The sequence below is a fragment of the Muricoccus pecuniae genome, assembly GCF_014199205.1.
GTDB lineage: Bacteria > Pseudomonadota > Alphaproteobacteria > Acetobacterales > Acetobacteraceae > Roseomonas > Roseomonas pecuniae.
Map to the genome: position 1 here is coordinate 1 of NZ_JACIJD010000046.1, position 13,711 is coordinate 13,711.

At 69.7% G+C, this 13,711-nt stretch carries 11 protein-coding genes and 1 pseudogene; 6 read left to right on the forward strand and 6 right to left on the reverse strand.

The features are described 5' to 3' along the window. Positions 1 to 288: pseudogene (locus FHS87_RS22390) on the forward strand (hypothetical protein); the annotation flags it as partial. Between the two features lie 109 nt (positions 289 to 397). Here the strand turns inward: FHS87_RS22390 and FHS87_RS22395 are convergent. The 4 genes from FHS87_RS22395 to FHS87_RS22410 all read right to left on the reverse strand — a co-directional run bounded on the left by FHS87_RS22395 (position 398) and on the right by FHS87_RS22410 (position 4,616). Then, positions 398 to 838 carry a hypothetical protein gene (locus FHS87_RS22395; RefSeq protein ID WP_184521857.1) on the reverse strand — a complete coding sequence of 147 codons (441 nt, stop codon included), beginning with the start codon at positions 836 to 838 and terminating at the stop codon, positions 398 to 400. 668 nt (positions 839 to 1,506) lie between these two features. Next, on the reverse strand, positions 1,507 to 2,433 hold the full coding sequence (locus FHS87_RS22400) for an IS5 family transposase (RefSeq protein ID WP_312862076.1): 927 nt from the start codon (positions 2,431 to 2,433) through the stop codon (positions 1,507 to 1,509). A 222-nt stretch (positions 2,434 to 2,655) separates the two neighbouring features. After that, positions 2,656 to 3,645: a Bug family tripartite tricarboxylate transporter substrate binding protein gene (locus tag FHS87_RS22405; RefSeq protein WP_184521860.1), complete on the reverse strand. Its 990-nt coding sequence runs from the start codon at positions 3,643 to 3,645 to the stop codon at positions 2,656 to 2,658. Next, a complete protein-coding gene (locus FHS87_RS22410) occupies positions 3,642 to 4,616 on the reverse strand; it encodes a Bug family tripartite tricarboxylate transporter substrate binding protein (protein ID WP_184521864.1) in 975 nt (324 codons plus the stop codon). The genes FHS87_RS22405 and FHS87_RS22410 overlap by 4 nt, the downstream gene beginning before the upstream one ends. An 89-nt stretch (positions 4,617 to 4,705) precedes the next feature. Here FHS87_RS22410 and FHS87_RS22415 point away from each other — a divergent pair, with 89 nt between their 5' ends. Further along, complete coding sequence (locus tag FHS87_RS22415) at positions 4,706 to 6,265, forward strand: sulfatase-like hydrolase/transferase (protein ID WP_184521867.1); 1,560 nt, start codon at positions 4,706 to 4,708, stop codon at positions 6,263 to 6,265. Positions 6,266 to 6,286: 21 nt separating this feature from the next. Here FHS87_RS22415 and FHS87_RS22420 read toward each other — a convergent pair whose 3' ends face one another. After that, positions 6,287 to 7,204 (reverse strand): SUMF1/EgtB/PvdO family nonheme iron enzyme, encoded by a 918-nt coding sequence (locus tag FHS87_RS22420; RefSeq protein WP_184521870.1) that lies wholly within the window; start codon positions 7,202 to 7,204, stop codon positions 6,287 to 6,289. Positions 7,205 to 7,218: 14 nt separating this feature from the next. Continuing rightward, a complete protein-coding gene (locus FHS87_RS22425) occupies positions 7,219 to 8,670 on the reverse strand; it encodes a sulfatase family protein (protein WP_184521874.1) in 1,452 nt (483 codons plus the stop codon). Positions 8,671 to 8,813: 143 nt separating this feature from the next. Between FHS87_RS22425 and FHS87_RS22430 the strand changes: the two genes are divergently transcribed. The 4 genes from FHS87_RS22430 (at position 8,814) to FHS87_RS22445 (ending at position 13,671) form a co-directional block, all read left to right on the forward strand. Next, entirely contained in the window at positions 8,814 to 9,851 is a 1,038-nt protein-coding gene (locus FHS87_RS22430; RefSeq protein ID WP_184521877.1) for a LacI family DNA-binding transcriptional regulator, read from the forward strand. Between the two features lie 165 nt (positions 9,852 to 10,016). Next, a complete protein-coding gene (locus tag FHS87_RS22435) occupies positions 10,017 to 11,009 on the forward strand; it encodes a Bug family tripartite tricarboxylate transporter substrate binding protein (RefSeq protein WP_184521880.1) in 993 nt (330 codons plus the stop codon). 193 nt (positions 11,010 to 11,202) lie between these two features. Beyond that, positions 11,203 to 12,888, forward strand: coding sequence for a chloride channel protein (locus FHS87_RS22440; protein WP_246418638.1), 1,686 nt, complete (start codon positions 11,203 to 11,205; stop codon positions 12,886 to 12,888). A 387-nt stretch (positions 12,889 to 13,275) separates the two neighbouring features. Next, positions 13,276 to 13,671: a hypothetical protein gene (locus FHS87_RS22445; protein ID WP_184521884.1), complete on the forward strand. Its 396-nt coding sequence runs from the start codon at positions 13,276 to 13,278 to the stop codon at positions 13,669 to 13,671. Positions 13,672 to 13,711: the final 40 nt, after the last annotated feature.

Consider the following 13,711-nt stretch of genomic DNA (forward strand, 5'->3'; position numbering starts at 1 on the left):
ACCCTGGCCGGGCCGCGCGGCGGCGTGGCGGGAGCCGGGCTCTACCACCGCTACAACGCGATCCTGAAGCGCGTGACCGGCGACAAGGCGCGGGCACGGATGACCCTGGAGGAACTGGAGGCGGCCCTGGCCTGGCTCGGGCGCAACCGCCTGGCCGACCACCTCCACCTGCTGGACAACGACCCCCGCTACGCCTGGTCCGCCAGGAAGAGAGGGGAGTGGAGGCCGCCCACGGGGCGCGCCATACGGTCAACAGCAGAGATGCGGGCCACGGCGAGGGGTCGCTGAACGCGGTGCAGTATCTCACCAGTCAGGTAAGCATCCTGTTCTAGATCCCCGCACGTGCGCTCCTCGGCGGCCCTTCAGCCCAAGCCGAGCTTATCGACTGCTGCTCCGTCTATCGCGCTTCGTTGTCACGACAGATCCGCAATGCTCCTCTCCGTTGCTCAACGGCCAAGCGCAGATCGGCGGCGCAGCTGATCAGCGCCGTGACGGCCTCTTGTAGCGCTGCCTTCGCGCTCGGGAGGAATGGCATCGGCCCGGTAAGGCGCTGAACCGATACCGAGCGTTCACCAAGGCCAGCCCACCAATGCCAGAACGGCTGCCCATCCCCAGCGCCGTGCACGGCCCAGGCTGCGGGTTCACGCAGCGAAGCGAGATGCTCGGCGAGGTCTCGAGGCAAGGCCTCGCGGGGCCCCGACCACAGCGCCCGAAGGAGGGCTTCGTGCACACCCTCCAACCCGATGACGAGATCACATCGCGCTCCCTCGCCGTTCACGGTCACGACGAAGGTCGTGCTTTCGCCAGGGATGGTCGCGCCACGTTCCTCGTCCCTCATGGCCACCCTCATGTCATGGACCGCGCAAATCCGCAGCAGCACATCGTCTGCTTACCCTGTGGTCCGCTTCACCACACCCCGCACCGACCCATCAATCCCCGGGCACGCCGAGTTGTCGGCCGTGATAGTGCCCAGCCTTGTTTGCTGGTACGAGCCGAACGGGTTGTGTCTTCTCGTTATACATTGAACCGCCGATACGGGTGAGTGCACCCCACCTGTCTCGCTTGCTCCGGTCGCACCTCTTCCGTTCCAGCGTTGGACGAGAGATCACGCCAGTGAATGCCCTCTGCGAGTACAGTTCATGACGACGACGGCGCTGACGGAGGCTGCTGGTCCCGCTCGGGCAGGCGGTCAAAGCCCCGCTCGCCAGCCTCCGCTCCTCACAACCCGATCCGTCCGCCTCTCCTGGTTTAGGGCTGCCAGTGAGAACAAGTCTCGGCGAGATAGGGCCGAGTAACTGATCAAGACACCCGTTCGGCTGGCCGGTTCTGTCAGCGCTCGCGCCAGAAATGTAGTTATGAGACCTGTGCGCGGAAGGCTTGGTGGCGGTCGCTTTCAGCTGTTCTGGCCAGGTTTTGGGTTTGCGGGGCGTCGATGAGGGGCGGAGGTCTCGGGTCTTGCCTGTGGCGGGCGTTTCAGTCCTTCAGCAGGCGCAGTTCGAGCCCCTCTCACGCAGGCGCATCCCTAAGCAGACGCCAACTGCGTCGAAGGTTGTAGGCCATCGCCGCGAGCCGGACTTGCAGTCCCGCCCGGGCCAGCCCCAACCAGCGCATCCGACGCAAGCCGTAGGAGCGCTTGGCCGTGCCGAACACCTTCTCGATCCGCCCGCGCACCCGGCGTACCTCGGCGTTGTGCGCCTCCAGGCGCGCCAGTGCCGCGGGTCCACCCCAGGTGCTCTTGTGTGTGACGTGGGGCGTACTACCCCGTCCGCGGATAGCCGCTTCCGGATTGCTTCCCGAATAGGCCGTGTCGCCGTACACGGGTCCAGGTCCGTCCGGCAGGATCGCGGCCAACTCCGCCGCATCATGAATGTTGGCCGTGGTGACCTCGACACCCCGGATCAGCCCGGCATCTTGGTCAGTGGCAACATGAGCCTTGTAGCCGTGGACCGGCTTGCGTCGGCGGTGCCCCGCCCAGCGCGCCTCTCCGTCACATCTGATGCTTGCCGACGGCAGAAGCGTCGCATCCACCACGCCGTGGGCGTCGAGCTGGCGGGTGACCGCCTCAAACAACGCCCGATCCAACCCGCGGCGCAGCAGTGCCGCGCGGAATCGGACAAAGGCGGTGCGCTCTGGCGTCGGTTCCTGGGCGGCGAAACCGCAGAAGCGGCGGAAGCTGGCGCGGTCGTCCAGCGCCCCAGCGAGCCGAACGTCCGAAAGATCGTGCCAAGTGGCCAACAGCAGCGCACGGAACAGCGCCAGCGGTGGCCAGCCAAGCTCACCCCTGGCGGGTGCCGAGATGTCCATGAGCAGGCCGTCCAACTCGGCCCAGTCGATCAGGGCGGCAATCTCGTCCAGCGACGTACCGCCGCGAAGCGGGATCTCGCCAGCGATGGCCAGCTGTTCCTGCCCAATACACCGTCGCGCCACGACCACCTCCGTCCCGCTCCCAAGAGCATGGAATCAAAGTACGTCGTGTCGGATCAAGCCTTCCGCGCACAGGTCTCATCAGACAGCGCCAACCCGGCACGGCGAGCACCTCCGGACCATCGCTGAGTGCGGGCGCATGGGCTGGCAGAAGGCATCTGGCTACAACTGGCGTGCCCTGGTCGAAGCGGACATTAGCAGGTTCAAGTGAATTCCTGAGCGATGGTGGCACTACACCACCCGCATACCGGTTGCTCGGGCCACCGCCCCCCAGCGCGGCGTGGCGCGCGCGATCCAGCCCGCCGTCCCCTCCGGTCCCTCTGTCCGCGTCGTCAGGTTCCAGGCCGCGAAGCGGACGCGGACCAGCGGCTCGCCGAGCATTTCCGTCGCGATCGCGGCCAAGCGCTGCCGCATCGGCGCCGGAAGGCCGCGCGGCGCTAGCAGCAGGTTGGCGAACTCCATGTCCAGGCCAGGGAAGCCAAGCTCGGCCAGGGTGGGCACCCCCGGAAGGGTATCCTGACGCTCGGCGCTGGAAACGGCGAGCGCCCGCACCCGCCCGTCCCGCACGAAATCGGGCGCCCCGGAGATGGCGAGGAACCCGACCGGCACGTTACCGGCGACGAGATCCGTCAGGGCGGGGCCCGAGCCACGATAGGGCACATGCGACAGCGAAGCCTCTGGCAGCCCGACCGCGAGGCGGAACGCTTCCATGGCGAGGTGCCCGGGCGTGCCGACCCCACCCGAGGCATAAGGCATGCCTCCGTTCCGCAGCGCCGCCAGCAGCTCCGGCAGGGTGGAGACACCGGCGGAGGGATGGGCCAGCAGCACCTGCGCAAAGGTGCCGAGCAGTGCGACCGGTTCCAGCGCCCCCGGATCGTAGCCGAGATCGGCATAGACATGGGGATTGACGGTCAGGGTGGTGTCGATCGTCAGCAGCAGCGTGCGCCCGTCCGGCCGGGCGCGGGCGGCCAGGGCGCTAGCAAGGTTGCCCCCGGCGCCGGGTCGGCTGTCCACCAGCACCGTGCCGCCCCAGGACCCGTCGCGGATCATTCGCTCCGCCAGCATCCGCGCGATGCCGTCGGTCGCGGCGCCTGGCGGAAAGGCGGTCAGGATGCGCACGGCGTCCTGCGCCTGGGCCCGCGCCGGGCGGGGCAGGAACGGCGTGCCCAGCGTGGCGGCGAGCGCGGCGCGGCGCCCGAGCACGGTGCGAAGCCCGTTCATCCGACCCGCATCCCGGTCTCGCGCGCTACTTTCCCCCAGCGCTCGCTAGCCGAGGCGATCCAGGCGGCGGCCTGCTCGGGGTTGCCGGCCTCCGGCTCCACCGCCCAGCCGTCCAGCCGGGCGCGTGCCGTCGGATCGGCCATAACGGCGGCGACAAGCGCGGACCAATCCCGCCGCACCTCCGCCGGCACGCCGCGCGGGGCCATGAGGAGGTAGGCGAAGCGCACGTCAAAGCCGGGATGCCCGGATTCGGCGACCGTCGGCGCCTCGGGCAGCATCGCCAGCCGGCGCGGGCCGGAGACGGCGATCGCGCGCAGCCGACCGTCCCGCACGAAATCCGCACCGCCGGAAACGGCGATGAACCCGGCCTGGACGCGACCTGCAAGCAGGTCGGTCATCGCCTCGGCATTGCCGCGGAAAGGGATGTGCTCGAGTGAGCCCGCCGGCAGGCCGAGGCTGCTGCGCAGGAACTCCATCGCCAGATGCCCCGGCGATCCGTTTCCGGCCGAGGCGTAGAGCATTGGCCGCTCCCGTGCCGTTCGGACAAAACCTGCGAGGTCCGTGATCCCCGTAGACGGATGCACGAGCAACACCACCGGGTAGGTCCCTGCGATCGCTACCGGCTCCAGCTCGCGCGGGTCGAAGCCGAGGTTGGAGTAGAGATGCGGGTTGAGGCTGAACGTGGTGTCGATGGCCAACAACAGGGTCCGGCCATCCGCCCCGCTGCGTGCGACCAGGGCGGAGGCGATGTTGCCATTGGCCCCGGCCCGGTTGTCCACCACCACCGTCCCGCGCGGGCGGCCGTCAACGCCCCGGGAGGCGCCGTCGGCCAGGAGCCGAGCCACGCCGTCCAGCGCGGCGCCGGGCGGGAAGGAGGCGACGATGCGCGTCACCTCGCCCTGGGCGAGAGCCGGACGCGCGGCGGAGGCGCCAAGCGCCATGAGCCCGGCCATGCGGCGGGTGATGATCATCCGTTCCGTTTCCCCGATCCACCCGGCCTACCGGCAGAGCCCTTTGCCGCCTATCCTGGCGGCGGGAAACGGGGAAAGACAAGACCGGCATGAGCGCGCGCAACGTGCTGTTCGTGATGGCGGACCAGTTCCGCTGGGACCACATGTCCTGCGCCGGGCACCCCCATCTCCGCACGCCGAACCTCGACGCCCTTGCCGCGCGCGGCGTGCGCTTCGCCCAGGCCTATGTGCAGTCGGGCATCTGCGGCCCGTCGCGCATGTCCTACTACACCGGCCGCTACGTCTCCTCGCACGGGGCCACGCATAACCGCGTGCCGCTCTCGGTCGGCGAGGTGACGCTCGGCTGGCACCTGCGGGAGGCCGGGCGCAAGCTCGCGCTCGCGGGCAAGACGCATGTGCTGCCCGATGCGCGCGGCCAGAAGCGCCTGGAGGTGGACGGGGCGAGCGAGCTGAAGGTGCTGCTGGACGAGGGCTGGTTCACCCTGGTGGACCGCCATGACGGTCATCACGGCGAGCCGGACTCCGCCTATGCCGACTGGCTTCGCTCGAAGGGCTATGACAGCCCCGATCCCTGGACGGATTACGTCATCGCCGTGGACGGGCCGGAGGGCCCGCTCTCCGGCTGGAAGATGCGCAACGCCCGCCTGCCCGCCCGCGTGAAGGAGGAGCACAGCGAGACCGCCTACACTACCGACGTCGCCATACGCTTCATGGAGGAGAGGGGCGACAGTCCCTGGGTGCTGCACCTCTCCTACGTGAAGCCGCACTGGCCCTACATCGCGCCCGCCCCCTACCACGCCATGTTCGGGCCGGAGGACTGCCTGCCCGTCCTGCGGGGCGAGGCGGAGCGCGGGCCGGGCGCGCATCCCGTGCTGCGCGAGTTCCAGAACGAGGAGGTGGCGCAGAACTTCGCGCGGGACGAGACCGTGGACACCGTCCGCCCGGCCTATCAGGGCCTCATCGCCCAACTCGACCACCATCTCGGCCGCGTCTGGGAGGCGATGGAGAGGCTGGGTCGCTGGAGGGACACGCTCGTCGTCTTCTGCTCCGACCACGGCGACTACCTCGGCGACCACTGGCTTGGCGAGAAGGAGCTGTTCCACGACCCCGTCCAGCGCGTGCCCTTCATCCTCTACGACCCCTCCCCCGAGGCGGACGCGACGCGCGGCACGGTGGAGCAGCGCTTCGCCGAGGCGATCGACGTGGTGCCCACGATTCTGGAAGCGCTGGAACTGGACCCCGCGCAGCACCTGATGGACGGGCGATCCCTCCTCCCCCTCACGCGCGGGCGGGACGTGCCGTGGCGCGACGCCGCCTTCTCGGAGCTGGACTGGACCTTCCGCGGTGCCCGCCGCCGCCTCGGCCTGCCCACCGGGCACCACCACGCCTGGATGGTGCGGACGGAGCGCTGGAAATACGTCCACTGGACCGACGGCCTGCGACCGATGCTCTTCGACCTCGCCGCCGATCCCGGCGAGCTGAACGACCTCGGCGCTGATCCCGGGATGGGATCGGTGTGCCAGGAGATGCGGGAACGCCTCCTCGCTTGGTTCGGCGGGCTGAAGCGCCGCACCACCATCACCTGGGCCGAGGCGGAGCTGCGGACGGACAGCCACAAGCGGGCCGGAGTATTTCTTGGCGAGTGGTAGAGGGCACGGAGGCGAGGATTGTCAGCGGCAGCCCCGGCTCGCAAGGGCGCGGTCCCGCCGAACGCAACGGAAGCCAATATGAGTAGTGCCCGTGTCAATGGATTGAGGCTGACGGGCAGAAGGCCGGTAGCGGTGGCAGTAGTTCGGTGCGCAGAGATGCGAGCCGCCCTTGATCACCTTGCGCAGCATGGGCCCGGCCAGCGGCCCCTTTGCGGGCTCGGCGGCGCGCGGTAGGGACACGGAGCAGCAGGATCGCGCTTCCCGCCGTAGGTGGGCAGATCGCCAATCCTCGTCTGTCCATTCCCAGACGTTGCCGATCATGTCGAACAACCCGCGCCGGTCGGGCGGGAAGCTGCCCACGGGAGACGTGCCGACGAAGCCGTCCTCCAGCCGGTTTTCGAAGGGGAACTCTCCCTGCCAAGTGTTGGCGAGGTGCCGCCCGCCCGGCGCCAGCGCGTCGCCCCATGCGAATTCCGCGCCCTCAAGGCCCTGCGCCGCGAACTCCCATTCCGCCTCGCTTGGCAGGGCCTTACCGGCCCAGGCGGCGTAGGCCGCCGCGTCCGCGTGGCAGACCTGCACCACCGGGTGGCGAGGGTCGGGCACGGCGCCGCTGCCGTCCGGGTCGCGCCAGCACGCGCCCGCCACGAAACGCCACCAGTCACCCGGGAAGCGCATCGCTGCGCGGCTCGCGGGCGGGGTGAAGACGACCGATCCGGGGACGAGCTGCGCCGGGTCTGCGCCGGGGTAGTCCTCCGGCCGGGGCGGCCGCTCCGCCACGGTGCGGTAGCCGGTCGCAGTAACGAAGCGACCGAACTCGCCCTGCGTGACCGGCGCCCGGTCGATCCAGAAGCTCGCGACGCAGCGCTCGTGGATCGGCGCCTCCTCGGGGTAGTGGCGGTCCGATCCCATGCGGAGCGTGCCGCCCTCAATCCAGACCATCTCCTCCACGTCGATCAGCGCCCGTCGCTATTCTTGACGGCTTCCGTCCAGCCCTGCGTCTTCAGGGCGCTGCGAATGCGCCATTTCAGAATTTCGTTCACCAGCGCGCGGCGGACCGGTTCGTGCGCCAGGTCGTCCCAGAGATTCCGCAACTCCTGTGGGTCGGCCTGCATGTCGAAGAGCTGGCCCTCCTCGCTGTCGACGAAGTGCACCAGCTTCCAGCGATCGTCCCGGATCATCGTCATGAACTCGGTGCCGCTGAGGATGCGGTCGCCCGCATGCTCGGCGAAGACATGGGGCCGAGGATCGGCTTGGCTATCCGTCAAATAGGGTAGCAGCGAGCGCGCCTCCATCCAGCGCGGCGCCTCCAGCCCCGCCAGTTCCAGGATCGTCGGCCCGAAGTCGAAGAGGGAGACGAGGTCCTCCACCTTTCGCCCCGCCGCAACCCGGCCCGGCGCCCAGACAATGGCGGGCACGCGCACGGACCCCTCGTACATCGTCCACTTCTGGCTGTGCCCGTGGTCGTTCAGGCAATCCCCGTGGTCCGAGGTGAAGATAATCACGGTGTCCTGCAGCACGCCACGGCGCTCCAGCGCCTCCATCAGCCGGCCGATCTGCGTATCGATCATTGTGACATTGGCGAAGTAGTGCTCGCGCTGGCGCTGGGTCTGCTCGGGCGTCGGCGCTTCCAGGTGCACCACCGCGTCGTGGTCTACGGAGAGGTGCTGCTCGCGCAGCTTCCGCAGCGCGGTTGGCTGGCTCTCGATGTCGGCCCGGTCCCCGATGGGCTTCGGCAGGTCGCGGCCCTTGTAGGTCTCTAGCACCTCCGGCGTGGGGTCATAGGGCGGGTGGGGGCCGGGGATGCCGACTTCGAGGAAGAAAGGGCCGGTGCCGCGCCAAGTGTCGATCCAGTGTGCCGCGAGGCCGGGGACGAAGTTGTCGGAGTGCAGGTGCTCCGGCAACTCCCACACGAAGGCGCCGAGACGCTCGCGGTAGTCCATGCGCCGGGCATAGGTCACGCGGCTCGGCTTCTCCAGCCCGTTCGCGAAGAAGGCCTTGTCCCAGTTGTCCATGAAGTAGGGCAGGCGAGGCGTCGCGCGGTCCTTGTTCTCCACCACGTGCCGCTCGTGGAAGCCGAAGGATTCCTCGAAGGGGTGGGTATGCATCTTGCCCACGTTCACACAGCGGTAGCCGGCATCGGCGAGCTGGTGCACCCAGGTGTGGGTCCAGCGCTCGTCGTTGCGGAACACCCCGTTGGTATGGGGATAGAGCCCGGTGAAGAGACTGGCCCGGGACGGCGCGCAGGATGGCGAGGTGACGTACATCCGGGTGAAGAGCACGCCCTCCTTCGCCAGCCGGTCGAGGACGGGGGTGGTCATGTAGTCGAAACCGGCGGCCGCAATGGTGTCGAAGCGCTGCTGGTCCGTGATGACGAAGACGATGTTGGGGCATGCGGGCTGATCCACGGGTGGTGCTCCTTTTCCCGCCGCCGGGCGGGGATCCCAGCAAATTTCGTAGCGCTGCGATGCAAGCCGGGTCAAGCTGAGGTTTCCCCGCGTGCAGGCGGCCGGATGCTGGGCTAGAGCGCGGCCATGCCAAGGATCGCCCAATGGAGAAGCTGACGCCGCGCCGCCGGCGCCGCATGCAGCGCGTGACGATGGCCGAGGTGGCGCAGGCCGCCGCGGTTTCCCCCTCCACCGTGTCGCTCTACCTTCGCAAGCCGGGCCAGGTTTCTCCTGCCATCGGGGCGCGGATCGCGGAGGTGGTGGAGGCGCTGGGCTACGTGCCGAGCTTCGTCGCCGGCGGCTTGGCTGCGGCCGGATCCCGTGCGGTGAGCGTCATCGTGCCGACGATCCAGAACGACTTCTTCGCCGGCACGATCGCCGCCCTCCAGGCCATGCTGGAGCCGGCCGGGTTCCAACTCCTGCTGGGCAACACGGACTATAATCCGTCGCGGGAGGAGCGGCTGGTGCGGACCGCCCTGTCCTGGGCGCCGGCGGCGATCGTGCTGGTGGGGCTGGAGCACGGCCGCGGCACGAAACGGCTTCTGCTGGGGACGCCGACACCCGTCTTCGAGATCTGGGAGTGTGGCGGCAGCCCGATCGACACGGCGGTGGGCTTCCACCACCGAGAAGTCGGCGCGACGGCGCTGCGACACCTCGCGGAGCGTGGCCGGAGGCGACTGGCCTTCCTCGGCGCGCGGATGGAGGAGGACCGCCGGGCGCGGCAGCGGGCGGACGGCTTCACCGGGGCCGCGGCCGCCGCAGGGCTGACCCCACCCCTCATCCTTGGCACCCGGGAGCGGGCGAGCACGGAGGCAGGCGGCCGCCTGCTCGCGGAGGCGCTGGCCGTTCCGGGACGGATCGACGGCATTGCCTGCTCGAACGACCTGATGGCCCTGGGCGCCCTCTTCGAGTGCCAGCGGCGGGGAATTAACGTACCGGGAGCGCTGGCCGTGGTGGGCTTCGGCGACCTCGGCTTCAGCGCCTCTTGCGTGCCGCCCCTGACCACCATCCGGCCGCCAAGCGAGGCGATCGGGCGGGAGGTGGGGCGGTTGATCCAGGAGCGCCTTGGCGTGGCGGAGCCTCCGGACAGACCAGGGACGATCGACCTCGGATTCAAGCTGGTGCAGCGCCGGAGTAGTTGAGGGGCCGACGCCCTCCTCCGCATTGACTCCCTCTCTCGCAGCGCTACGATCTTCCAATCATCCTGCCGCCCCTCCACGCGCGAGAACGCCGCCGCCGTGTCCCGCCGCGCGGGTCGGCCCCGGGGGCGCTCGCCGGGGATGCGAGCAGGCAGAAGGAGGGAACGCATGAAGCTCACCCGGCGCCGGCTCGCCATGACCGCCCTCTTCCTGGCAGCGCTGCCCGCCCTCCCCTCCGCTGCCCAGGCCCAGGGGGCTGAAGCCTGGCCCAACCGCCCCGTGCGCGTGCTCATCGGTTTCCCGCCGGGCGGGGGCGTGGACATCGTCGGCCGAATCGTCCTGCCGCGGATCGCCTCGCGCCTCGGCCAGCCCCTCGTCATCGAGAACCGCGGCGGCGCCAACGGCAATCTGGCGATGGAGGTGCTGTTCGGGGAGCCCGCCGACGGCCACACGCTCTTCTTCGGCAATGTCGGCAACCTCGCCGTCACCAATGCACTCTACCCGCATCTCCGCTTCGACACGGTGCGGGATTTCGCGCCGATCGCGCAGGCGGTGGAGGTTCCGCTCGTCGTCACCGTGAGCAGCCGCTTGCCGGTCCGCTCGCTCCGCGAGTTCATCGATTACGCCAAGGCACGTCCCGGCGAGCTGAACGCGGGCTCGGGCGGATCCGGCGGGCCCTCCCACCTCGCGCTGGAGCTGTTCAACCGCCGCGCCGGCACGGAGATCGTCCACGTCCCCTACCGCGGCAGCGCGCCGGCGCTGCAGGACCTGGCGACCGGGCGCATTCAGATGATGATCGATTCCTACAATATCATGCGTCCGATCGTGGAGGCGGGGCAGGTCCGGCTCCTTGCCATCACGTCTGACGCGCGGCGCCAACTCCTCCCCGACCTGCCGACGACCGCCGAGGCGGGGCTGCCGGACTTCGTGGTCTATGGCTGGCAGGGGCTGGTGACACGGGCGGGCACGCCGCCCGCGATTATCGCGACGCTGGAGAAGGCCATGGAGGCCGCCCTGCAGGAGCCGGAGGTGCGGCAGGCCCTGGCAGCCCAGGGCGCCGACGTGCGCTTCCGCGGCGCCGCGGATTTTGCCGCCTTCCTGCGGGCTGAGCGCGAGCGCTGGAGCGGCGTGATCCGGGACGCCGGCATCACGCTCAACTGATGAGCCGGGCCGCCGCGCAGACGTTCGGTCCGCGACGGGCCCGCTGATGGAGGGCGCCGTCGTTGCGGCCCGCCTCCCCGGCTGGCGCCGGCGGCGCGCCCGCCAGCCCCGCCGCCTGCGCCTGACGGTTACCCACCCGGCCCGAGGCCTCGCGGTACTGCGGGCCTGGGTCCGGGGCGGAGAGCTCGGGGTCTTGGTCCTGGCGATCGTGGCGGGGATCGCGAGCGGCTTCCTCGCCCGGCTACTGGGCGGCGCCGCCGACGGGCTCCACGTCCTCCTCTTCGGACCGGGTGCGGAACACGGATTGAGCGCCATGCGGCGGATCGAGCCGCTCCCGCTGCTGCTCCTGCCGGCCGCGGGCGGCGTCGTGCTCGGGCTTGTCAACCTGGCCCTGGCACACTGGTCGCCCCGGGCGCCGGTGGACCCGATCGAGGCCAACGCGCTGCATGGCGGTCGCGCCTCCATCCGTGACGGCGTGGTCGTCGCGGCCCAGAATCTCGTCTCCAACGGCGGCGGCGCCTCGGTCGGGCTTGAGGCGGCCTATGCCCAGCTCGGGGCCGGAACGGCGTCCCGCATGGGCCGCGCTTTCGGGGTGCGGCGGAGCGATCTGCGCCTCCTCGTCGGCTGTGGCGCGGCGGGCGCCATCGCGGCCTCCTTTGACGCACCGCTCACGGGCGCCTTCTACGCGTTCGAGCTGGTGATCGGGACATATGCCCTCAGCAGTCTCGCGCCAGTGCTGGCGAGCGCGGTGGCCGGCACCCTCGCCGCGAGGCTGCTGGACGACGCCGGCGTGAAGACTGCGGCGGGCGCCATCGGGGCGCCGGACGCGGGGGACTACGTTTACGCGCTGCTGACGGGGGTGCTGTGTGGGCTTCTCGGCATCGCGCTGATGCGTGGAATGAGCGTCGCTGAGGCCTTGATCCGGCGCGGTGTGCCTTGGCAGACCCTGCGGCCCGCGGCGGGTGGCCTGCTCGTCGGCGCCCTGGCGATCGTCACGCCCGGAGTGCTGTCCAGCGGGCATGGCGTCCTGCATGACGTGCTGCTGACGGACCTGCCTGTCCGCTTCCTCGTTATCCTTGTCCTGCTCAAAGCGCTCGCCTCCGCCATCTCTATCGGTTCGGGCTTCCGTGGCGGCCTGTTCTTTGCGTCGATCCTGTTAGGGGCGATCACCGGCAAGCTCTTCGCGGCCGTCACCTTTGCCACGTTCCTGCCGAGCGTGGACTCCATGCTCCTCTCGATCGTGGGAATGAGCGCCTTCGGGGCCGCGGTGATCGGCGCGCCGCTCGCCATGACCTTCCTCGCGCTCGAGACGACGCGCGACTTCGCGGTGGCAGGGCCGGTGCTGGTGGCCGTGGTCACGGCCGCGATCGTGGTGCGACGCCTCTTCGGCTACTCCTTCGCCACTTGGCGCTTCCACCTCCGCGGGGAGGCGATCCGGGGGCCGCACGACATCGGCTGGATCCGCGACCTCACGGTCGGCAAGGTGATGCGCCGCAATGAGCGCACCATTCGGTCTGATACGCGCCTCTCTGCCTTCACGCGCGACTTCCCGCTCGGCTCCAGCGCCCAGGTCGTGGTGGTAGACGAGGCCGGGCGCTACGCCGGAATGATCGCGGTGGCGGAGGCTCATGCCCGCGCGCCCTCGACCGACGGTGAGACAGTGTCGGCCCTGTTGCAGCTCGGGGACCGGGCCCTGCTGCCGGCCATGAACGTGAAAGAGGCGCTCGCGCTGTTCGAGGCTGCGGAGGCGGATGTCCTGGCGGTGCTGGACGCCAAAGAGATGCGGCGGGTGATCGGGATCCTGACCGAGGCGCATCTTCTCCGCCGCTACGGGGATGAACTTGACCGGCGCCGGAGGGAGGAGGCAGGCCTGGGATAGCATGCTGCCGCTCGGGCAGGCATCCCCGGCCGGGCGTGAGGGGCGGATCGACCGAAGGGCAGCCTTGGTGGGCCTGACCTGTGTCGCCGCGCCGTACGCGAAGGCGCAGCCAGACGACGGCTGTCCGAACCGCCTCGTCCAGATCGTCGTCCCGGCGGCGCCGGGCGGGCAGGTGACATATGGCGCGGCTGCCTCAAAGACCAACCCTATCACGTGGACCTGGCGACAGGGCGCTTGGATGTCCGTCAACCCATCTCCCCTCCCGCTTGGCCCCTACCTGACCTGTCCCCTCATCCGCTCGACCGCGCACGACTTCAATTTTGAATATACCGGTCCTTTGCATCCCGGGTTAGAACACGTTCCTGAATTGTTCTTCTTGGAGGGCCCATGCCTCGGATCGCGAGGGAGGAGCATGCCAGGATCCGCGAGCGGATCGAGGTCGGCGGGGAGAAGGTCGCGGCGGTGGCGGCCAGCTATGGCTGCACCCCGGCCAACATCTACGCCATTCTCTCCAAGCTCAGACAGGCCGGAGAGGTCCCGGCCGCGCCGCTGCCTCTCATCCTTGAGGAGGGCCAGACGGCGATCACCGCACCGGACCAGCAGGTCAGCCTCCAAGGGGCGACACCGTCAGCGCCCCAGGCAAAGGCCGCGGTGCCGCTTGTCGAGCCCTCTCCACCTCAGGCTGCAACGTCGCACGAGCGCCCTGCCCTTCCAGCTCCTGCTCGCCCGACTGGGGATTCCGACGATGTCGGCCGCCTGTTCCGAGGCGAAGTCGGCCACTGATTCCGACGTCATGTCGGCCGGCCATTCCGATTGATGTCGG

Excerpts from the sequence above, each read along its gene's own strand:
- FHS87_RS22395 (WP_184521857.1), bottom strand. The coding sequence starts at position 838 with ATGAGGGACGAGGAACGTGGCGCGACCATCCCTGGCGAAAGCACGACC.
- FHS87_RS22405 (WP_184521860.1), bottom strand. The coding sequence starts at position 3,645 with ATGAACGGGCTTCGCACCGTGCTCGGGCGCCGCGCCGCGCTCGCCGCC.
- FHS87_RS22410 (WP_184521864.1), bottom strand. The coding sequence starts at position 4,616 with ATGATCATCACCCGCCGCATGGCCGGGCTCATGGCGCTTGGCGCCTCC.
- FHS87_RS22415 (WP_184521867.1), top strand. The coding sequence starts at position 4,706 with ATGAGCGCGCGCAACGTGCTGTTCGTGATGGCGGACCAGTTCCGCTGG.
- FHS87_RS22420 (WP_184521870.1), bottom strand. The coding sequence starts at position 7,204 with ATGGTCTGGATTGAGGGCGGCACGCTCCGCATGGGATCGGACCGCCAC.
- FHS87_RS22430 (WP_184521877.1), top strand. The coding sequence starts at position 8,814 with ATGGAGAAGCTGACGCCGCGCCGCCGGCGCCGCATGCAGCGCGTGACG.
- FHS87_RS22435 (WP_184521880.1), top strand. The coding sequence starts at position 10,017 with ATGAAGCTCACCCGGCGCCGGCTCGCCATGACCGCCCTCTTCCTGGCA.
- FHS87_RS22445 (WP_184521884.1), top strand. The coding sequence starts at position 13,276 with ATGCCTCGGATCGCGAGGGAGGAGCATGCCAGGATCCGCGAGCGGATC.